The organism is Niabella sp., assembly GCF_030150205.1.
Taxonomy (GTDB): Bacteria; Bacteroidota; Bacteroidia; order Chitinophagales; family Chitinophagaceae; genus Niabella.
Window position 1 is genome coordinate 95,080 of sequence record NZ_JASLGT010000008.1, and the last position, 21,888, is coordinate 116,967.

Annotated in this window: 12 protein-coding genes; 3 read left to right on the plus strand and 9 right to left on the minus strand. The window is 47.0% G+C overall.

Features of this window, described 5'->3' with window-relative positions:
• Positions 1 to 21: 21 nt before the first annotated feature.
• The 3 genes from Q1V85_RS05225 to Q1V85_RS05235 all read right to left on the minus strand — a co-directional run bounded on the left by Q1V85_RS05225 (position 22) and on the right by Q1V85_RS05235 (position 5,176).
• Positions 22 to 1,710, minus strand: a complete 1,689-nt coding sequence (locus Q1V85_RS05225) for a RagB/SusD family nutrient uptake outer membrane protein (RefSeq protein ID WP_300598151.1) — start codon at positions 1,708 to 1,710, stop codon at positions 22 to 24.
• Positions 1,711 to 1,825: 115 nt separating this feature from the next.
• Positions 1,826 to 4,984 (minus strand): TonB-dependent receptor, encoded by a 3,159-nt coding sequence (locus tag Q1V85_RS05230; protein WP_300598153.1) that lies wholly within the window; start codon positions 4,982 to 4,984, stop codon positions 1,826 to 1,828.
• Between the two features lie 9 nt (positions 4,985 to 4,993).
• On the minus strand, positions 4,994 to 5,176 hold the full coding sequence (locus tag Q1V85_RS05235; protein ID WP_300598155.1) for a hypothetical protein: 183 nt from the start codon (positions 5,174 to 5,176) through the stop codon (positions 4,994 to 4,996).
• 229 nt (positions 5,177 to 5,405) lie between these two features.
• Here Q1V85_RS05235 and Q1V85_RS05240 point away from each other — a divergent pair, with 229 nt between their 5' ends.
• Positions 5,406 to 6,785 carry a sulfatase gene (locus Q1V85_RS05240; protein WP_300598157.1) on the plus strand — a complete coding sequence of 460 codons (1,380 nt, stop codon included), beginning with the start codon at positions 5,406 to 5,408 and terminating at the stop codon, positions 6,783 to 6,785.
• Between the two features lie 13 nt (positions 6,786 to 6,798).
• The gene (locus tag Q1V85_RS05245; protein WP_300598159.1) at positions 6,799 to 7,884 is read left to right on the plus strand and encodes a glycoside hydrolase family 43 protein; all 1,086 of its coding nucleotides are present in this window, start codon (positions 6,799 to 6,801) and stop codon (positions 7,882 to 7,884) included.
• Between the two features lie 152 nt (positions 7,885 to 8,036).
• On the opposite strand, the gene Q1V85_RS05250 is transcribed toward Q1V85_RS05245, so the two are convergent.
• The 3 genes from Q1V85_RS05250 to Q1V85_RS05260 all read right to left on the minus strand — a co-directional run bounded on the left by Q1V85_RS05250 (position 8,037) and on the right by Q1V85_RS05260 (position 11,886).
• Positions 8,037 to 10,067 carry a sulfatase-like hydrolase/transferase gene (locus tag Q1V85_RS05250; protein ID WP_300598161.1) on the minus strand — a complete coding sequence of 677 codons (2,031 nt, stop codon included), beginning with the start codon at positions 10,065 to 10,067 and terminating at the stop codon, positions 8,037 to 8,039.
• A gap of 86 nt (positions 10,068 to 10,153) precedes the next feature.
• Positions 10,154 to 10,966, minus strand: a complete 813-nt coding sequence (locus Q1V85_RS05255) for an endonuclease/exonuclease/phosphatase family protein (RefSeq protein ID WP_300598164.1) — start codon at positions 10,964 to 10,966, stop codon at positions 10,154 to 10,156.
• A gap of 8 nt (positions 10,967 to 10,974) precedes the next feature.
• Complete coding sequence (locus Q1V85_RS05260) at positions 10,975 to 11,886, minus strand: AraC family transcriptional regulator (RefSeq protein ID WP_300598166.1); 912 nt, start codon at positions 11,884 to 11,886, stop codon at positions 10,975 to 10,977.
• A 217-nt stretch (positions 11,887 to 12,103) separates the two neighbouring features.
• On the opposite strand from Q1V85_RS05260, the gene Q1V85_RS05265 reads away from it, so the two are divergent.
• Positions 12,104 to 14,410 (plus strand): DUF5703 domain-containing protein, encoded by a 2,307-nt coding sequence (locus tag Q1V85_RS05265; RefSeq protein WP_300598168.1) that lies wholly within the window; start codon positions 12,104 to 12,106, stop codon positions 14,408 to 14,410.
• Between the two features lie 26 nt (positions 14,411 to 14,436).
• On the opposite strand, the gene Q1V85_RS05270 is transcribed toward Q1V85_RS05265, so the two are convergent.
• The 3 genes from Q1V85_RS05270 to Q1V85_RS05280 all read right to left on the minus strand — a co-directional run bounded on the left by Q1V85_RS05270 (position 14,437) and on the right by Q1V85_RS05280 (position 21,860).
• Positions 14,437 to 17,283, minus strand: a complete 2,847-nt coding sequence (locus Q1V85_RS05270; RefSeq protein ID WP_300598170.1) for a glycoside hydrolase N-terminal domain-containing protein — start codon at positions 17,281 to 17,283, stop codon at positions 14,437 to 14,439.
• Between the two features lie 136 nt (positions 17,284 to 17,419).
• Entirely contained in the window at positions 17,420 to 18,970 is a 1,551-nt protein-coding gene (locus Q1V85_RS05275; protein WP_300598172.1) for a glycoside hydrolase family 28 protein, read from the minus strand.
• 181 nt (positions 18,971 to 19,151) lie between these two features.
• The gene (locus tag Q1V85_RS05280; protein ID WP_300598174.1) at positions 19,152 to 21,860 is read right to left on the minus strand and encodes a hypothetical protein; all 2,709 of its coding nucleotides are present in this window, start codon (positions 21,858 to 21,860) and stop codon (positions 19,152 to 19,154) included.
• Positions 21,861 to 21,888: the final 28 nt, after the last annotated feature.

Sequence of the window (21,888 nt, forward strand, 5' to 3'; positions counted from 1 at the left end):
TTTTGATGCATGGGTTTAAAATTACCATCCGGGATTCTGATTGGCGGTTCCGATATTCGGATTTTGCGTAATCTCATCTGCCGGCAAGGGGTATAACAGGTTCTTTGGTATCTCAATACTCATCTGTGGGGCATTGACAGCAAATTCATTGGAATACTTTTTTGTTGTGGTACTATACGTTGGCATTTTCTGCGGATATTTTGACAGCACTTCTTTAAACTGGTATTCAAACATGGTTTGTGCCGGGCTCAGCGGGCTGCGCATACGAACAAGGTCAAACCAACGTTGTCCCTCTCCGGTTAGTTCAAGACCCCGGTCATCAAAGATCTTCATCCGGAATGCATCCCTGGATATCCCCGGTGCAATATCAGCCGGCACGGCCCGCTGGGTGCCATTTGCATTCCTCGCCCTTGCTCTAACTTTGTTGAAGGCTTCCAGTGCTGCTGCTGTTGGTCCGTTCAGTTCATTCTCCGCTTCGGCTTTTATCAGGTAGATCTCCGCAAAGCGGATCACAAAAAAATCATTCCCGTTATTGCGCCCGTCTTTACCATTGGGATCAATGTATTTGCTGATCAACGGGGTGGTAATACTGCCCTCATCCGCAGCAGGAAGATTGGGATAAACTGCATAATATTTTTTCTGAGTAACGTTATATCCTTTCTGAAAAAAAGCGCCTTCATTCCGGTAATCGATCACCTTTACCCCGCCGATCACCGAGTCGTAATCGCCGGTGCGGTAATAATCCGCTACCCAGGGCATCACCCGCATCGAGCCATCCCCGGCTCCGTTGGGCGGATTGCCGCAAACCTGGTGGGTATTGGGTGCACCAAAGCGCAGCGCAAACTCTGAACCTGCCGCGGGCTGGGCACGGTCCTGCTGATCCACCATGAACCGCACCCCAAAGATCACTTCATTATAGGCGTCATTTTCACGGCTGATATCAAATAGATCTTTATAATTGCCCAGTAACTGGTACTGGTTGCTTTGTATTACAGAGTCGGCATAGGTGATCGTTTTCTGATAATAACTGCTACCATCCTGTCCTTTTAATGATAACTGGTTGCCAAAGGTTAATGCGGCATGGGCATAGATGGCCTGGGCAGCCCCTTTGGAAGCTCGGCCCAGTTCTGCCACCGGAATATTTTTTGCCAGGGGCAGCAATGCAGCTGCTTTCTCCAGGTCGGAAAAGATCTGTGCATATACCTGTTGTACGGTGCTGCGCGGAAGGTAAAAGTCGGAGCCAACATCGGTTGCATTCAACCGCAGCGGTACACCCCCATATAAACGGACCAGGTAATAATAGCAGAATGCTCTTATAAAATAGGCATCGCCGTAGGCGCGCTGCTCGGCCGCAGCATCCAGTTCCTTTGAATCGAGCTGGGCGATGAGATCATTGGCACTGCCGATGGTAAAATACAATACGCTCCAAAAGCCGGATACGTTTACAGAGGTCAGCGTCCGGTCAGAAAAAGGCAGCAGCTCACCGGATGCGGCCGCATACAGATCATCAGCAGAAAGAAACAGCATGGCCATCCCTCTGAACTTAAAGGCATTGGAATTATTCAGACGGGCGTATAACCCTTTAACCACCACTTCCAGATCCCGTTCGCTGTTGATGGTTGCCGGCGTGGGTACATCGAGCAGGTCTTCCTTTAAACTGCAGCCACCCAGTACAACAGCGGCCAGCAGTAATGCAATAATATATTTCATCCGTATATTTTTTATTTTTATTTTAGTCGAATGGAACGCCTGAGTATACATACCTCTGTGTGAGAAATTTATCATGGGCGTTTCATAAATTCTTTTTTATACAATGAATGAATGATCATAACCCCAGTTCCAATCCAGCCGAGAACGTGCGGGGCAGCGGTAACGTGCCATAATCCATACCACTGCCGAGCGCATCGCTGTCAAACGCGTTGATGTTCGGGTCATACCAGGAATAATTGGTAAAGGTGTAAAGGTTTGTGGCCGACACAAATACCCGTAGTCCCTGGATGGGCGCCTTCTTTTTCAAATTGAACGCATATCCCAGGCGTACTGTCTGGATCCGCAGAAAGGAAGCATCCTCTACCATCCAGTCGGGGAACCGCTGGGAAAAGCGGATGGTATTGTTGGTAGGCCTTGTATATTGATTGCTGGTTCCGGGCCCCGTCCAGCGGTTGTCCCAGGCCTCCTGTGTGGCATTGAAATTACCACTGGTATTGTTGGCCCCCACCATCCACTGATTCAGGTTAATGAGCTGATTGCCCTTACTCCCGATGATATTAAAACCGAAGGAAAATTTTTTATACGTAAACTCATGACTCATGCCATAGGTAAAATCAGGTGCGGGGTTCCCGATAATAGTCTTGTCGTCCTCGGTGATCTGCCCGTCTCCGTTCACATCCACAAAACGCGTCATACCGGGCTTTGCCTTTCCTTTTTCGGGCCCGGCATCCACTTCTTCCTGTGTTTGGTAAATACCATTGGTCTTATAGCCCCAGAAGGATGAAATCGGATAGCCCACCTTTGCCACCTGTAATGGTTGGCTCAGGATAATGGCTCCGGCCACCACATAAACACGGCCGTACGTAATGCCCAGCGATCCCATATCCAATACCTTATTGGAATATTTGGAGAAGTTGGCGGAGATGTTCCAGGTAAGCGGTCCTTTGTTGAATACGTTATAACTGGCTTCCACATCCACCCCCTTATTGAGTACCTCCCCGATGTTGGTAAACATATCGCTGTAGCCGGAGGAACTGGGCAGGGCCAGGTTGATGAGCAGGTCGGTCGTATTCTTTTTATAGTAATCGATCGAAAAACTCAGGCGATCTTTTAAAAACGAAAGATCCATCCCTATATTGATTTGCTTTGTATTTTCCCAGCCAAGGTTGGGGTTCTGAAAATCGCTGAGCACATAACCGGGTGCAATGCCGCTTCCCAGCACCACATAGTCGATCCCGTACTTGGCCTGCGTGGCACCGATGGCTACGTTCTCATTGCCGCTGACGCCATAACTGGCGCGGAATTTCAGCGTAGATACCGCATTTTTCCAGTGCTCAAAAAAGGCTTCATTGGAGGCATTCCATCCCAATCCCACCGCCGGGAAGAAGTTCCACTTATTTCCGGGTGCCAGGCGGGAAGACCCATCCGCCCTTCCGGTAAGCATCACCACATACCGCTGGTCATACGTATAATTGACCCGGCCGAGGAACGACTGGAGCACTTTATTCCGGGGACCATTGGTAAGGAATCTTCCGGGCGACAATGCACTGTTGAAATTGTAGTAGGTCATCTGGTCTGAAGGAAAATTCATATTGGTTACACTGGTCGATTTATTGACCCAGCGCTGGTAGGAATAACCGGCTACAATATTCAGGGAATGTTTTTGATCCAGCACCTTCCGGTAGGTGAACAGATGATCTGCCAGGTAGTTGGTATTGGAATTATCTGCACGCGTAGCGTAGCCATTGGGAGCGGTATTGCCTACAAACGTGCCCCGCGGATAATATACATTCCGGAGTGAGTACATATCATTCAAACCCGCGCGTAGTGTATACTTCAGGCCTTTTACAATTTCATAATCCACGCTCAGGTTGCTGATCAGCGTACGGATCTGCGTTTTATCCTTAACCAGGGTGGTTACCAGTACCGGGTTATTGGCAAATGTTTCATCCAGATCCCCATCCGCTTCAAAAGGTTCCTGCAGCGGATTGGTAACCAACGCCCCCATCACCGCAGAAGAGCCCATGATACCCGTCCAGTTCGATTGCTGTCCGTAATACCGGTCTGCCATCGAAAAATAGTTCTTAATGCTGATCTTCAGTTTATCATTTACCTGCCTCGAAAAATTAGCCCGGAAACCATAGCGTTTGTACCGGGCATTTTTAATGATCCCCCGCTGGTCTGAATAGTTGCCGCTTACCAGGTAGTCATTACGCCCGTCCCGGCCGGATAAAGAAATCTGGTGGTCCTGCGATAACGCCGTTTCATATATGGCGTCCTGCCAGTTCATGCTGACGCCGGTGGCCAGTATCGAGTCTATTGCATGTTGTGTATATACCGAATCCTTGCCGTCATTCAGGTTCGCTTCGTTCTTATACGTCATAAAATCACGGGCACCCAGCATTTTTATCCGTTTGGGCAAACTGCTCCAGTCAAACCTTGTGGTATAGGTGAGTTTATCCCGGCCATTGTTGCCGGCCTTGCCCGACTTGGTGGTGATCAATACCACTCCGTTAGCACCCCTTGAACCATAAATGGCCGTTGAAGACGCATCCTTCAGGATATCTACGGAGGCGATGTCATTCGGATTCAGGGAGGCCAGCGGGTTGGCGGCCGATATATCCAGTCCGCCGTCTACTCCCATACCGGCTTTCGTAGATCCATAGCTGGACTCTACCGGCTGCCCGTCAATTACGATCAGCGGCTGGTTATCACCGGTCACCGAGGTTTTTCCCCGGATATTGAAGGTAACACCCCCACCGGGCTCTCCCGTATTGTTAATGATCTGTACGCCGGCCATGCGCCCTTGCAGTGCCTCTGTTACCGATACAAAACGATTATCCATTTCCTTATCCAGGTCCAGCTTGCTGATCGCGCCGGTCACATCGCTTTTCTTGAGCTGTCCGTATCCTACCACTACTACTTCATCCATATCCGATATGGTGGAATCGAGGGTAATAAACAATTGTGTTTTATTGCGGACCGCTACTTCCACCCGCTTGTATTGGGCATGCGAAACAACCAGTACTGCATTCCCGGGCATATTGAGCGAAAACGTTCCGTCTGGTTTAGAGGTGGTGCCCGCACTGCGGCCTTTCACAACAATGGAAGCGTCCGCTACCGGGTCGCCCAATAAATTTTTTATGGTTCCGGTTACCCGGATCCGGTTATCCTGTGCCATTGTACTAATGCCTGTAAGCATAACTGCTAACAGGATCAGCAATTGGTTCCGGTAGTCTGGAACCCTGCATTTTAATAATCCTACAATTCTCATAATGACATTTTAGCAATTCAATAAAAAGATGGGGTGCGGTGTACCAGCGGTACGTGTTGCAATCGTAGCTGCAATATAACAACAGCCATAGCCACGTACTGTCATTATTGTAGGCATTGCTGTAATAATTGTCTTTTCGTTCTCCGGCAGCCAGGCCACCGCGGAACATCCTTTTACAACAGGAGTCTTCATGTCTGTTTAAAATTGTTTGGTGAAAAATAAAAGTCCACAAATTTAGTAGACTTTTATTTTCCCCACCAAGAAATCGCCCATCAAAATTGTTTTTTCGACATTTGTTACAGCAGTTGCGACATTTGTTACAGCCGTATGCCCTATTTACAGGGTTCAGATCAGCAAGAGTTGTTTATATTGCGGGAAGGAATACGGTAAGTGCATGCGTTTGCCCCTGTTTAAATATCATATGATCCTTTTTTTGCTTTTGTTGTGCTTTTTTTCAAGGGCGCAGCAACGGCCGAATATTATCTTTATCCTTGCCGATGACCTGGGATACAGTGAACTGGGTTGTTATGGCAACAGCTTTAACGAAACACCTGCGCTGGACCGGCTCGCCCGGGAAGGGATGCGGTTCACCAGCTTTTATGCAGCGGCACCGGTATGTTCGCCCTACCGGGCGGCATTGATGACGGGTCAGTACCCGGCACGTATTGGTATTACAGATTACCTGCGCCCCGGGGCCGCCCGGCACCTGGACACCAGTTATGTAACGCTCGCCGAACTGTTAAAAGCACAGGGCTATCGTACCGGTATTGTGGGTAAATGGCATTTGTCTGGCTATGTCAAAGAAGGCGCGCCGGAAGAAACGCTTCCGGATCAGCATGGTTTTGATGAAGTGTTGGTAAGTGAAAACCGGGGTATTGGCGAAGGAACCTATTTTTACCCGTATGATTTCAACCGCGAAATTGTTAAACAGCTGCCGGGCGCCCATGAATACATTACCGACCGGCAAAACTATGAAGCGCTTGAATTTATTAAACGCAACCGGCAACAACCCTTCTTTTTATTCCTCAGTCACTACGCGGTGCATACAACGGTACATGGGCAACCGGAACTGGTGCGTCATTTCCAGCAAAAAAAGAATGCCGGTACCAGTTCCCCCACAAAACAAAACCCCGGAAACGATCCCTATAAAAAATGGCCTGCCGGATCAAAAGCTTCCGGGAACAATCCGCACCTGGCCGCACAGCTAAAAACAATTGATGACGGTGTAGCCGCAATTGTCGGACTTCTTAAAGAATTGGGGTTGGATCAAAACACGCTCCTCATTTTTACCAGCGACAATGGCGGAGAAACCACCATCACCACCAATGCCCCGCTGCGCGGTGGCAAAAGCACTTTGTATGAGGGGGGCGTTCGAGAGCCCTTTATTGCCTGGTGGCCCGGAAATGTAAAAGCAAGCGCCATTTGTAAACAACCACTGGCCAACTATGATCTTTATCCCACGTTGATGGCATTAACGGGCGCCGCAGGCAAACATCAGCCGTTGGACGGTATTTCGTTTGCTCCATTGCTGCACAATCCGCAGGCAGCTATGCCCCAACGAAATTTTTACTGGCATTATCCGCTGGACCAACCGCATTTTTTAGGCGGACGCTCTGCCGGAAGTATTCGCAGCGGAGCCTGGAAACTGATTTCCTTTTTTGATGACGGGCATAAAGAATTATATAACCTGGACGAAGATCCCGGCGAACAAACGGATCTGTCTGCAAAATATCCCTCAAGAGTAGCCGGTTTGGATGCCGCGTTGCGCAACTGGCAAAAGGAAGTACATGCATCCCATTAAACTTATTTTTATTATGAAACGACTATTGTCCTTTTTCCTGTTGTTCTTATTCTTCCAGGTGGCGCCGGCACAAAATAAACCCGGGACCTCCCATAATCCATTGCCCGTACAATTTGGCGATCCGTATGTATTGCATGTACAAGGAGATAAATATTATATGTATGGCACCGGCGGTGGCGCCAAAAAAGGATTCAACGCTTATTCTTCAACGGATCTGGTTAACTGGAAGGCAGAAGGCCAGGTTTATTCCGGTGATAATAAAAACGGATGGGGGATTCATTCATTTTGGGCGCCGGAGGTTTATGAGCGCAACGGAAAGTTCTATTTGTTCTACAGCGCCCAGTGGAAGGAAAACCCAACCAACGAACTAGAGAATTTCAAAATCGGGGTGGCTGTTGCAGATCAGCCAACGGGTCCGTTTATCGATCTGCAAAACCGACCGGTTTTTGACCCGGGCTATCCCATCATCGATGCCAATGTTTTGTTTGAGCCCAATGGCAAAGTATATCTTTATTATTCCCGTTGCTGTTATAAACACCCGGTTAAAAGTGAAGTGGCCGATTGGGCCCGTAAAAAAGGCTGGTTCAATGAAATTGAGGAAAGCTGGGTGTATGGCGTGGAGCTGAAACCGGATTTCAGCGGTGTTATTGGTGCACCGGTTTTACTGCTGCGGCCTCCCGTTAAAATGAGCGACCGGCAATCGGAATGGGAAAGCCGTTCCGTTACTTCAAAGGAAGTGAACCGCCGCTGGACGGAAGGATCATTTATTTTTAAACACCGGGACCTTTATTATATGATGTATTCTGCCAATTATTTCGGCGGTAAAAATTATGCAGTGGGTTATGCTACATCTAAAAGCCCGCTGGGGCCATTTAAAAAAGCCGCTAATAATCCGGTATTACAAAAGAATGTTGAAAAGGGCGGTATTGTTACCGGAACAGGACATAACAGTATTACGTTTTCACCCGATGGCAGGCAAATGTACTGCGTATACCACGGTCGTACCAACCAAACGGGTGATGAACGGGTAGTTTTTATTGATCCGATGGAGATCGATCAGCATGGAGTGTTAAAAGTAGCCGGTCCTACAACAAAGTAAAAGCCGCTATCTATCGTAATTCAATCTACTTATTGATTTCTTTTCCCGCTGATTCCGCAGGCTGTTTCGCTGACCCAGGCTGAAGCTGTACTCTCCGTATAAAATCTGCACGATCTGCAGAACAGCATTCGTCTGCGGGATCAATATTCCGGCTAATAAAAATCGCCTGGCGTCAATAGCCTTTTTTCAAAACCAGGTCCGCTCCAGAACAATTCCAACTCCGGACGTTTTCCCTCATTTTTAAACCCTACGCGTATGGGATGCAGACCGGCCTTTAGTATAAGCGTCTGTTGTATTGCTGTTCCCGGAGTGTAACCATAATCTGCATCCAGCAGGGCAATATCATGTAACCGGACAAAAGCCTTTCCATTCACTTTCACATAAAACGTATATGCTCCATCGGCCGGCACCCGGATATAGCCATTGAATGCGCCGGCATCGGCATTGGATAAAGCAGTTTGAATGGTCTTTATATCTCCGGTACCCGATTTCGTGGGTTTTAATGTACCGGTTTGAGGCACCCATAAAAATGCGCCCTTATACAACTGGTATTGCATTTTCTTCTTTACTCCTCTTTCTGAAACCGAAGGTACAGCTACACTATCATAGGGACGCGGCGCTTCATCTGAATGTATGCGCATTTGCAGAACTTTGTCTTTAAACGCTTTTTGTAATGCCGGAAGTGCTGATGCTTTGTTCTGCTTCTCTTTCGGATCCTTCACTACATCATAAATTTCAAAATCATCATCGCTGCTTTTGATATCATAACGCACTCCAACATAATTACCCTCCCGTATAAACTGCATTTGGTTGCGCATCCGGTTCCGGTGATTTTGCTCAAAATCTGCATAGCCGGGCGTTTTCCCATCAAAAAAATATTCAGAATAAAGCGTTTGTTTTTGCTGCACGCCTTTTCCCGTAAGTGCCGGTAGCAGCGACACACCATCCGTTCTTGCGGGAGCGGTCATTCCGGCAGCTTCCAGCAATGTGGGCATCCAATCCGACAAAAAAGAAGGTTGAAGTACGGTTTTGCCGGGATTTACATTTCCCTTCCATTGCACGATCGTTGGAGTACGCATACCGCCTTCCCACTGATCCCGCTTAATGCCATCAAAAGGTCCATAGCCCTTGAAAAACTCGGGCGTATAGTCTTCTTTAAGATACGATTCCTGCGAAGGCCCGTTGTCGGAAGTAAAAATTACGATCGTATTGTCATCGATCTTCAGATCTTTTAGCAATTGTAACAAATCCCCTACCTGCGCATCCAGGCGCTGTACCACGGTAGCATAGCGTTTATTGACATCCTTCCAGGGCGTCATTTTACCGGTAGCCCTGTCCAGGTACTGCGCATGTTCAAATTCAGGAGCCATCCAGGAATCAATGTCCCCAGAAGCGGTATTGATCATATGCCCCGGGGTTCCCGTCCACTTCAAACCACCGGTAAGACCGCCGCCAGAAGGATAAGCCTGGGTGGGTAATTCAATCACTGCATGTGGCGTGTCATAGGCCAGGTACATAAAGAACGGGGCACCGGCCTTTGATTTTTTGTAATCGATAATCCATTGCTTGGCGCGTGCCGTCCACAGATCACCTGTATAGCATTTATCCAGTCCTTCAGTAACATTTACTGTGTTATCATATACTTCCTTTGTTTTCCTGTAGAGGCCCTCTTTTGGATAATGTTCATGCCCATCACTGTGCCGGATATAACCGTAATAATAATCAAACCCACGCTTTAGCGGGTGGCCCGGCCAGTCTTTTTTATCAGTACCCTGCAATCCCCATTTCCCGATTGCTACCGTATTGTATCCCCCTGCCTTTAAAGTAGATGCGATGGTATAATTATCTTCCAGTGCTTTATCAAACTGATTGTTGCGCACCACGGCATGTCCCTGGGTAACGCCTGTTAACAGGGATGACCTGGACGATGCGCATACCGGGGCATTCGCATATTGTTGTGTAAAAATGGCGCCGCCGGAAGCCATCCGGTCAAGAGAAGGCGTTATCATAAAAGGAACGGCCGGGTCTTTTAAGGCCCGGCGGGCATTTTGATGAAACACACCTACGTCTCCATACCCCAGGTCATCCACCAGGATGAAAATAATGTTGGGACGGGGTTTACCGGCTTGTGCCCAAACACCGGATGCCAGCAGCAGACAGGAAAAAAGAACGATTTTGCGCATAAGAACCAGTTTCATTTTGCGAGCGATCAAACCTGGATGAAATTATTAAGGGAACGCTTCCCGGACGCGATGGTTTAATACCTTCACTAAAAACCTATTTTAAGTATGGCCTGTACCGGACGATGATCGGATGCATAATCCTCCTCAATCACGCGGTGTGAAAGGACCGAAAATGCTTTACCCGGTTTAAACGCAATAAAATCAATGGCCTGTTTTTCTTTACCCTCTTCTATCGTAAAGGCGCAATTGTGACAGGTGCGGGTAAACGCTTTATCAAGCAACTGAATCGTTTCACTTTTTTCAGTTGCATTAAAATCCCCGCCGATGATCACCGGTAACGGCTCGTTCGCAAGGATCCTGTTCACCTCGGTCATTTGTAATTTACCGTTGGTTTTTCCATGAAAATCAAGATGTGTTGAGGCTACTCTTATTTTTTTTCCTCCTGGTAATGTAACTACGGCTAACGACAATACCCGGGGCTCTCCGCCCGTTGCAGGATCTGTTGGTAATTTATGTGTTGACATATCTGATAGCGGGTATTTCGAAAGGATCATAATTCCATAATCGCCCCCATCATGGTCGATCGATTTTGAAAAGTGAAAAGAATGATATCCTGTTTTTTCCGACAACAACGCCGCCTGGTTGATCTTACCCGAACGACCGATATTTACATCGATCTCCTGCAGGGCCACCACATCCGGGTTTTCCCTTTTTATCACCTGTGCGATCGCATCTACATCTATAACCCCCGGTTTAGAAGGAGGATTACAATGATGTACATTATATGACATAAACGTAATGGCATCTATACCCGCCTTGCTTTTCCCCGGCGCAGTTTTCCGGGCACATGAAATCATTGCTAATACGACCAGGAAACCAAGTACACTGAATTTTCTCATAACTTTTTTTAATCTTTTTTTATTGCCCGGTATTTTAGCGGGGGCATTCCAATAATCTGTTTGAATCTTTTTGAAAAATAATACGGATCGTCAAATCCCATTGTAATGGCGACATCTTTAATGGCTTTATCGGTAAAATCCAGCAGCTGGCAGGCCTGCTGGATCTTCATCTGCATAAAGTAATCCATAGGCGCATAGCCCGTCTTTTGCTTGAATAAATTGGAGAACCGTGACACTGAATAATTGGAGTGCCGGCTAAGATCCTTTAAAGTAATACTTTCCTGCAGGCGCTCCTGCATATATAAAATAGCGCTATCTACCGCATCCAACTCTTTTTTTTCTACAATGGGGTAGTGCCGGCTATTATAAATAAAATAAGAAAGGAACTGCCGCAACCCAAGATTTGCGAAATACAGGTTATCCGCGCTGTACCCCAATTCCAACGCTTCATACATTTTATTGAAAAGCACATGAATCTCCCCATTATCTTTTACCCGGGTAGGTTTAAAACTATCCTTTACCGCGTTCATCTCGTTAAAATACGGAAGGTTCATGCCACCGATGTGGATCCAGTAAATGCTCCAGGGATCTTTATCTGCAGACCCGTATGCATGTGCTTCATTACAGGGAAGCATAAAAAACTCGTTGGGGCCTACATCAAAATGGAGTCCTTTATATTCAAAAAAACCATGGCCGTCTACGCAATAGAACAACATATTTCCGGGAAGGCCTTTTTTCCGTTTGGTAAAATGCGCTTTAGCATTGGGGTAAAATCCCAGGCTGGAAATATATAAACTATTCAGCAACGGATCTTTCAGGATCTTGTCTCTAAGCACCGGAAACGGGATCTCGATCCGTTTACGCCCGATACCATACCAGATATTTTTAAAAGATCCCTGCTTCGTTTCTGCTTGTTCCATATTTGTGCGGCAAAAAATCAGGTCAATAATAATAAACTTTTAGCTTACCGTCAACTTTAAGGCGGTATTTATGACAACCGGCAGCAATTGCAAATAGCATCCCGGATCCTCATGATGAATGTACGGCAGCCTACATCTGCAAAAATAACCACTAAAAACCGGTATGGGAAGGATATTTGATTTACTTTTATAATTGTAACAATAACAATTATCTGGTATGTTCCGCGCGTTTCTCTGCATAAGCCTCCTAACGCTGGCATGGGCCGCTACCGCCCAAACCGTATTGCAGGACTATACGGTTTCCTGGAATACGCAAAGCCGGAACGCATCGGAATCGATGCCGGTTGGAGGAGGCTCTATCGGGGCCAATTTGTGGGTAGAAAACAACGAGGTGCTGCTTTATTTTTGCCGTAGCGGCGCCTTTGATGAGAACAATACCCTCTTAAAAGGAGGTCGCCTGCGGATCCGGCTATATCCCGATCTTTTTGAAAATGGTTCGTTCCGGCAGGAGCTGGACCTGCAAAAAGGATGCGCAACCATCCGGACAAAGAATAGTAAAGGATCGGCTGTAATACAGATCTGGGTGTCCGTTTTTCAGCCGGTTATTCATATTTCCATCAACGGTTCCGTGCCGGTTACTGCAAAAGCGGTTTACGAGAACTGGCGGTTTGCCGACCGGCCGCAAAAAGGAAAAGAGAACAATGCGAACTCATGGAAGTGGGCCAGCCATGTAAACGTAATCACCCAAAAAGATACGGTCCGATTTGATGAAAACCGTGTTCTTTTTTTTCATCGCAATACAGACTCAACCGTATTTGATGCGGCCGTAACACAACAACAACTTGGTACCGTAAAACAAAAATTATTCAACCCTCTGGCAAATCTTACTTCCGGCGGCATCATCGAAGGTGCGGGTTTTGTTGCAGCGGGAACCGGTACCGGCGTTTACACCAACACTCCTTTTAAACGCTGGAGCCTGAAAAGCCGTACGGCCAAAAAACAGCATGAACTGCGGATCATCTTACACAATAATCAAACCAACAGTGCGCATAACTGGGTTAACGAGCTGCAGCAACTGCTTCCCAAAACCCGTCTGTTTACAAAAGACCAGGCAGCTACGCAGCAATGGTGGCAGCAATTCTGGAACCGGAGTTATATTTATATTAATCCCGGCAAGAAAGATGCGGCAGATACAGCATGGCAGCTTGGGCGTAATTATCAGCTGTTCCGCTATATGCTGGCGGCGAATGCTTATGGCTCCTACCCCACAAAATTCAATGGAGGCCTGTTTACCGTAGACCCGGTCTTTACCGATAGCACGATCCAGGGTACGCCCGATCACCGGAACTGGGGAGGCGGCACGTTTACAGCACAGAACCAGCGCCTGGTATACTGGCCGATGCTAAAAAGCGGAGATGTAGATCTGATGAACCCTCAATTTGATTTTTACAACCGCCTGTTACCGGTAGCCGAACTGCGTAGTAAATTTTACTGGAATCATACGGGCGCCAATTTTAATGAACAGATTGAAAATTTCGGACTGCCCAACCCCACCGAATATGGCTGGAAACGACCCATGGATTTTGACCCGGGTATGGAATACAATGCCTGGCTGGAATATGAATGGGATACAGTACTGGAATTTTGCATGATGATACTGGAAGCGCAGGACTATGCCGGCAAGCCCATTGAAGCTTATCTGCCCCTGATCAAAAGTTGTTTGGTGTTCTTTGACGAGCATTATCAGTACCTGGCAAAAAAAAGAGGGAATAAGGTACTGGACCAGTATGGTCACCTGGTATTATATCCCGGCTCTGGAGCAGAGACCTTTAAACTGGCGTACAATGCCAGCTCTACTGTTGCGGCTTTAACAACAGTAACTCAAAAATTATTATCGGCAGCCGTTCATTTAACTGATGAAGAAAGAAATTATTTCGAAGCATTGCTGAAAAGGATTCCGCCCATTCCATATGCGCAGTATAACGGCAAAACCACCATCGCTCCTGCACAGGTTTGGGCGCGGGTGAACAATACCGAATCCGCCATGTTGTATCCCGTTTTTCCCTGGGGCATTTTTGGTGTGGGCAAACCGGGACTGGATACCGCTATCAACACCTATCAACTGGACAGTTTTGCCCTGAAGTTCAGAAGCGCAGCAGGGTGGAAACAGGACAATATTTTTGCAGCCAGGCTTGGATTAACAGAAGCCGCCAAACAGCTAACCACTTTAAAATTAAAAAACAGCGGCCGCCGTTTCCCTGCTTTCTGGGGACCGGGGTATGATTGGGTTCCCGACCATAACTGGGGCGGATCCGGCATGATTGGGCTGCAGGAAATGCTTTTGCAGGCCGTTGATGATAAACTCTATTTATTTCCCGCCTGGCCTAAAGACTGGGATGTATCTTTTAAACTTCATGCACCGCATCAGACAACCGTAGAAGGCGCTTTAAAAAACGGTCAACTGATCACGTTAAAAGTACTACCCCAAAGCCGGGAAAAAGATGTAGTGAATATGCTGCATTAATAATAATGGCACCACATAATAGATGGTTATAAGACTTCAGCGCTTTTGAAATCCGGAGCAATTTTGTAGCTTTTTCCTTTTTTAAATACAAAAGGCAATACCGCTCCGTTATAACGCAACATGGTATTACCATCTGCGATCGCCTTTATCTTAAGTGCTGTAAGCTGTCTATTTTCCCATTTCAGATCCAATACCAATCCTCCCCGTGCATGGATGCCGTTTATGCGTCCTCCCGGCAATGCATCCGGCAAGGCCGGAAGAATATCAACGAAACCGGCATGCGATTGCAATAGCATTTCACCGATACCAGCCGCCCCGCCAAAATTTCCATCGATCTGGAATGGCGGATGCGCATCAAATAAATTGGGGTAGCTACCCGCCCCTCTTCCAGCCGGACTCAACAACATCTGGATGAGTTTATACGTGTGATTCCCATCCCTGAAGCGCGCCCAAAGGTTGATCTTCCAGCCCAGGCTCCAGCCTGTAGCCGCATCACCCCGATAGATCAGCGACTGACGTGCGGCCTTCATCAGGTCCGGTGTGGTTTCCCAGTTAATTTCATTACCCGGATATACGCCCCATAAATGAGACACGTGCCTATGTTTGTTGGTGGTATCATCGACATCCTGCATCCATTCCTGCAATTGTCCATAACGGCCGATCTTATTGGGTGCGATCCGTGGATATTTTTCTTCGAGCTCTTTTCTGAATGCAGCATCTTTATTCAGAATCTTTGAGGCTTCAATCGTGTTCTTAAATAAGGCCCGGATGATTTGATGATCCATGGCAGGGCCAGCAACCAACCCACCTTGTTCCGGCGAGTTGGAAGGCGTACTGATCAGATAACCGCTTACCGGGTCTTTGATTAAGAATGTATTGAAGAACGATGCGGCATCCTTCATGAGGGGATAGGCGGTATCTCTTAAAAAGCGTTCATCTTTTGTAAACAGGTAGCGCTCCCACAGATGTTCGCAAAACCAGGCGCCCCCTGTAACCCAGATACCATGATCGGAGGCATTGATGGCGGCCGTGCCCCGCCACAGATCGGTATTGTGGTGCAATACCCATCCAGGAGCATTGTAATATTCTTTAGCCGTTTCACGTCCGGATGCGGCAACCTCCTGCGTCATCTTAAAAAAAGCGCTATGCAGAGGTGACAGTCCCAGCAATTCCGCCGGCCAGTAGTTCATTTCGGCATTGATATTTGTGGTGTACTTGCTTCCCCAGGGTGGCGACAACAGGTCGTTCCAGATACCCTGCAAATTAGCGGGATAAGTTCCCGGTCTTGAGCTGCTGATAAGCAGGTAACGGCCGTATTGCAGGTACAATGCAACAAATTCCGGGTCTCCGGAGCGTGAAAACTGCGCCAGCCGCCGGTCTGTAGGCAATGCAGCATTCGCATTTTGAACCGAAGGATTAAAAAAATCTACAGAAAGTGTATTAAAATATTGCCGGTATTCCCTGATATGACCGTTCAGTACTGAGGCAAATGGCTTTTGCCCTACTTTTTGCAGTGTTGCTTTACAAAGCGCTGCGGGTTGTGCGGATACATCTTTATAGTTTCGGTAATTGGTAGCCGCCGTGATCCAAACGGTTGCCTCATCAGCACTGCTTACGACCAGGCGATTGTTTTTTACTGCGATATTGCCATTCTTTGTCGTTATCCGCACATAGCTGTCTCCGAACAAAGCGCCATCCTTTACCTGAACATGAAGCGCCACTGTTTGCGGATCGGTTTTGCTGAGTATAAAATTCCGGTGCGGACTGGAAAGTTCCGTTTCGAAGCTAATGGATCCCGCCTTATCTGCGGTAAGATTGACCGCGATCACCTGATCCGGCACACTGGCAATATAGGTCCGTTTAAATGTGGTGCTACCGCTCTTATAAGAAGTCGTTAATACAGCATCCTCCAGGTTGAGCGTTCTCCGGTACTGGGTAACCATTGCCGTGTCTATATCAAAATGAAAATGTATATCTCCAAAAGGCTGATACCGGGCCTGGTACTCGCCCACCGGAGGTACTTTATCTGACTGAATCCAGTATTTCCATACGCCATTCAGCGGCAATTTGGCTTCCGGCTTTCCGGCCGGATAAATGCCAATTGGTTTATTCGCATCCTTATACCCAAGAATACCACCTTTGCCGGCAAGATTTAACACCAGGATCGCAATGCTGTTTTTACCCGGCCTCAATGCTGCAGCCGGTACTTTGTAGATACGCGCTTCCCCGTTGTTTTGTGCTCCCACTTTTATACCATTCACAAAACTGATGTCCTGTTCGGAGATCTTGTTCAGATCCAGCTCTAATGTTTTGCCTTTCCAGTCTGCAGGCAGGTTAAAGCTGGTACGGAACCACACCGCACCGTCCAGTTCTCCAAGGCCTTCTTTTTCCCAGCCATCATAGTTGGGTACATGGATCGTTTTCCAGCTGCGGTCATTATAGATCGCCGCAGAAGGATTATTCTTTTGTTTTAAAATGTTTTTCATCTGCATCACCCAGGCATCCTGATCGCCTTCAGCTGATTTCAACCCCAAAAATTCACGACCAGCCAGACTTTCCGCTTCTTTTTGTTTTCCGGCAAATAATAACCCTCTGATCGTGTCAAGATATTTATAAGCGCCCTTCCGGTTATAATCCCGGGGGCCGCCCGACCAAAGTGTTTCTTCGTTAAACTGGATCCGGTCATCTGCTATTCCCCCAAAAACCATCGCTCCCAAACGGCCGTTTCCAATGGGTAATGCTTCCACCCATTCGTTTGCGGGACGGTCATACCAAAGTTTCAGGTCCTGTGCGTTACCAGGCTGTGTAATGGCAGCAATCGCCAACGCCATTAAAGAAAAATAATACTTTTCCATACTTGTTTTGCCATTCATACAGCAGCACTACAGATTTTTCGCTCCGTTGCAGCTGCTTTATGACAGGTTTATGTTAAGAATTCATATTCCTGTTGCTAATATATGAAGACGTTTTTTCTTATCCTTGTGTTTTTGTCGCTTTATGACGATCTGCTTAAAGCTTCATCACTTCCACCGCTGTTACTTCGGGGCTAATTTGAATAGCCGCATCTTTAACTAAATTGTTCTTAACAGTAATTTTCTTTGTGGCCGCCCCTGTAATCTTCATCAACATTCCCGTTTCATCAAACGGCCAGCAATCCAGGATGCGTGCGCCTTTTACATCATTCAGCCATAACATGGGTGCACTCGCCGATAACCGTTCAGCCTCAAAATTAAGGATCGAAAGCCGTTCGACCGCATCTGCTTTTAATGCAGGACCTGTTTGCGTGTTTACCCGCACATTGCTAAATGAAATATCAGCTGTATTTCTAAGTGTAATACCACGTTCCGCCTCAAAGACCACGTCATTCAGGCTGATCTCTGATACCGGCATTTCCTTAAGTCCGTTTATAAACAGCGCTTCGTTGGTATATGCGGTGATATTGCTTAGCCGGATATTCCTGAACCGGGGCGTTCGGTCCGACACCGGTTCTTCGGGAACCTTTGCATATTCCATATCCAATACAATCGCCTGCTCACCTATATTTTTCATCACAATATTACTCACCCTTATATCTTCTACCGTTCCACCCCGGCCACGTGTCGTTTTAATACGGATACCCCGGTCGGTACCATCAAAAATACAATTGCTGATGGTAATCTTTTTAACACCGCTGCTCATTTCACTTCCGATCACTACACCTCCATGTCCGCTTAACATGGTACAATTAGTAATGGTATAATTCTCAGCCGGCCGGGCTTTTGCACGTCCCGGGCCATCTTTTCCCGATTTAATGGTGATGCAGTCATCCCCCACACTGATATGACAATCGCTGATATGTACGTTACTGCAGCTCTCCGGGTTGATACCATCCGTATTCGGTGCGTGCTGACCGGGGTTTATGATCGTAACGGCGTGCACCGTAACATTATCACAAAACTGGGGATTGATGGTCCAGAATGGAGAATTGCGGATCATAATGCCCTGGATAAGGATGTTTTTACTATGCATAAACTGAATAAAAGGGGGCCGTAAAAATCCGCGCTTCATTTGCTTTGGATCATCCGGTAAAAGGATATCCTTGTTCAACCGGTCAAACTCCAGCTGCCATTTAGAACGCGGTTGCCCTTCCTTGTACCCTTCCACAAAGTCCCACCACTTTTTACCATGCCCATAAATGGTGCCCCGGCCGGTAATCGCAATATTCTCCACCCCGTTTGCATAAAACAATGGGGAAAAACTGGTTACATCCACACCTTCGTACCGGCTTTCTACCATGGGCAGGTAATCATCAAAATCATCACTGAAATGCAGTTCGGCACCGGCATCGATCAGGATGGTAATATTACTTTTCAGATGAATGGGACCGGTAAGATATTTTCCTGCGGGAAAGTAAACCGTACCACCTCCGGCCACAGATGCCGCTTTAATCGCCTTTGCGATGGCTGTAGTTGCTTTGGCACTACTATCTTTTTTAGCTCCAAACTTAGTTACATCATAGTACTGCTGGGCATTTCCAGGGAAAAAGATAAACAAGGCAACAACGACAAAAAACAACTTCATGATATTCGTTTAACTATTTAATGATGCAATAAACCGCTTTATACAAAGGAGCTCAGTGTTTTGGTCATAGATAATAAGCCCAGGATCTTTTTATACCGGCACATATGATCCTTTATTTACAGGAGCCCGAACCAGGATTTACTCCTGGCATCTCTCATTTTCCACGATTCGAAAAGTACATTTACTCAAATAACCAGTCTACCTGTTTTTTATTACCACTTTCATACAACCCTGCGTCATAGACCTTCACCGGCTGATCATCCCCGATAAATCCCAATACGATGGCCACCCCTTTTTCGAGTTTCAGTGTATTGATGCCCGGCTTAAATTCGTACATGTGTACATTTAACTGCGGCATACCGGGGATCACCAGTGCGTTGGCGATCTTCGTTTCCGCCTGACCATAATCGTTGGCCAACGCATTTGTTTCCAGTTCGGGGGCTTTCAGGAAAAATGTATCTTTCGAAAAAGCGGATTTTTGCGGTTGAAAAAAACCTACAAGCACTTTTACAGGCCGTGTATTGCTAAATGTATAGAAGGTGCCATTCTTCAATTGTCTTTTATAAGAAAGCTTCAAACCTTTCAATCCTTTCAGCTCAGGTGCAAATGACCGGATGAATAAAGCAGTATCTGAAAAAGGTTGTGCAAGACTGTCAACAATAAATTGCCCTACCGGCTTGTCTTTGTTCATTACTTTGGCCGCTGTATAAGGTTTTGCCTTCGCGGTACCGGCCTTTGGATTCTTGGTTAAGGAATCCAGCTTATGTTGAAACACCGTCAGTTCGTTTTCAAACGGAACCAGCACTTCCTTCCATGTTTTAAAAGTGCCATCCACTCCACGGATGGGAATTTTTCGCTGCTGGGTTTGCATACTGTTTGCATACAGATACGTACCCTCCGTTAAGCGGACGAGTTTTTTATACCAGTCCAGACTTTCTTTTAACAACGGCAGCGCCTTTTCAAGGTCGCTTATATTATCTGAATACTTATACCGCAATACCCATAATGCCGCTTCAGTTTTTGCAGCATAATGATAGGCCAATGCCTGGTAGCAGGCAGCGTCATTTTCAATACGCGCAAATTCATCCGCATTTCTTGCAACGTTCCCCATTTGTTTTAAGGCAGCCACTGCTGCATCTCCGTGTTCCCGCACTTCCCGTGCCACCTGCACCGGTGTTTCTCCATGATGGGCAATCCCCTTCCATGCTTTATCTGCATAGTCAATCAGCATTTCCCCTTCCGGACTTTCTCCTTCATACAAAAGCGTAAATAAGCCATAACGATAGGGATTAATCAGCTGTGTCATCAACATGCCCAACGTTAATGTTTGCCGGTTACCATCTGTAATACCAAAACGCCGCAACAGCTTGGGTGCGATCTCTCCCATAGCTTCATATGCCTTTAAAATGGCGGCTCCCTGTTCTTTGCTGACGCCGAACTGCTCTCCCATCACCAGGCTCCAGTATCCGACCTCTTCCTTCCGGCTACGTTTTGATTGCCAGGCGTACCGGCTCCAGGCCTTATACCAGACCCAATCCCGTTCTATCTGCAACAAGCGCTTTCCGCCCTCGATACTATCGGCGCTGTAAGGCCAATCCCAGTACGATGCTTCCGGATAGAGATGTAATCCGTGTGCACCCAGTACCTCATTCATTCCCGCAACGCTTTGCTGAATAAAATCCGGTGACCCATAGCGAAAGGGTTCCAGGTTAGCCAGAATATGAACGTTGGCTATATGCACGCTGCCTAATCCGCTCAATGTTTGATGAAGTTTAGCCCATTCCCCTCTTGGTCTGGCCACTGTTAATGCTTCTCCGTTGAATTTTGCTTCAGTATATAAATTCTTATACAGGGGCAGGGCAGCCTTCATTACCGAAGGCGCATCAGTATCATGCGCCCGCAATACGATCGGAGGTTCGTCTTTTATACCCAGGGCTTTCATCCCATCCCGTACACCGGGAATAATGGTTTTGGTAAACCATTCGATATCGTCGTTCCCCACTCCTTCCATTGCTTCGCCCAGACAGACCATCAATCCTACATTGGGGTATTTTTCTACAAAAGCCGCGATCGACTTCCGGGTATAGTCTGCAATAATGGGGATAATCGGCCGCTCGCGCTCCTGTGTTTTCAGATGATTCCTTTCCGCAAACGGTTTTGACACAATAATATTATAAAACATTTGTATCACCCAGATGCCCCGTTTATCCGCTTCGGTGGTTAGAAAACGATATAGCTCTTCATTCTTTTTAAAAGTGGCCGTATCTACTTCTACCGCATACAGATAATCTTTCAGTTTAACCAGTGATGCGAAGGGATGTCCGTTCCAGAGGTATAGGGAATTCATGCGGTTGTGCGCCATGGAGTCCAGTACCTGTATCCACAACTTTTTATCGTAGAGCCAGGGAAAGGTTTGGGGCGTATAGGGATATTCATAAACGTTGTGCCCGGGCAGGTAGTAAGGTTTCTGAACACCAATGCATTCCCCGCGTAACACCATTTCGGGAGCATCGGTAAAAGAAAGCTTCTCCGGCAACCTGCCGTTTAATTTGATGCGGTCCGCCAGTTCCAGGCAACCGTACAGCGTTCCGGAAGCATCTGCTCCTGTTATAACGATCTGTTTGTTCTTTGCCTCAATGGAAAAACTTTCTTTTCTCCCACTGCCTGTGGTATATACGCCTATAAAGGTTTCACCCGTCTGCTTCATCGCCGAAGACTTTATGCTTACGGTATACCCCGCTGCTGCAAGTGCATTCTTCAATTGTTGGGTGCCATACCTGACCCGTTCTACTGCGGCCTCGGGTAATGCAATGGTTACTTTATCTCCATCTGCCAAAGCAAACAGTTTTAAGGTAACCACCAATAAAATACCCGTAAATATTGCTCTCATCCGTTTATATATTCTGTACATAAATATC

Coding starts and splice junctions, on each gene's coding strand:
- Q1V85_RS05225 (WP_300598151.1), bottom strand. CDS start 1,710: ATGAAATATATTATTGCATTACTGCTGGCCGCTGTTGTACTGGGTGGC.
- Q1V85_RS05230 (WP_300598153.1), bottom strand. CDS start 4,984: ATGAGAATTGTAGGATTATTAAAATGCAGGGTTCCAGACTACCGGAAC.
- Q1V85_RS05235 (WP_300598155.1), bottom strand. CDS start 5,176: ATGAAGACTCCTGTTGTAAAAGGATGTTCCGCGGTGGCCTGGCTGCCG.
- Q1V85_RS05240 (WP_300598157.1), top strand. CDS start 5,406: ATGATCCTTTTTTTGCTTTTGTTGTGCTTTTTTTCAAGGGCGCAGCAA.
- Q1V85_RS05245 (WP_300598159.1), top strand. CDS start 6,799: ATGAAACGACTATTGTCCTTTTTCCTGTTGTTCTTATTCTTCCAGGTG.
- Q1V85_RS05250 (WP_300598161.1), bottom strand. CDS start 10,067: ATGCGCAAAATCGTTCTTTTTTCCTGTCTGCTGCTGGCATCCGGTGTT.
- Q1V85_RS05255 (WP_300598164.1), bottom strand. CDS start 10,966: ATGAGAAAATTCAGTGTACTTGGTTTCCTGGTCGTATTAGCAATGATT.
- Q1V85_RS05260 (WP_300598166.1), bottom strand. CDS start 11,886: ATGGAACAAGCAGAAACGAAGCAGGGATCTTTTAAAAATATCTGGTAT.
- Q1V85_RS05265 (WP_300598168.1), top strand. CDS start 12,104: ATGTTCCGCGCGTTTCTCTGCATAAGCCTCCTAACGCTGGCATGGGCC.
- Q1V85_RS05270 (WP_300598170.1), bottom strand. CDS start 17,283: ATGAATGGCAAAACAAGTATGGAAAAGTATTATTTTTCTTTAATGGCG.
- Q1V85_RS05275 (WP_300598172.1), bottom strand. CDS start 18,970: ATGAAGTTGTTTTTTGTCGTTGTTGCCTTGTTTATCTTTTTCCCTGGA.
- Q1V85_RS05280 (WP_300598174.1), bottom strand. CDS start 21,860: ATGAGAGCAATATTTACGGGTATTTTATTGGTGGTTACCTTAAAACTG.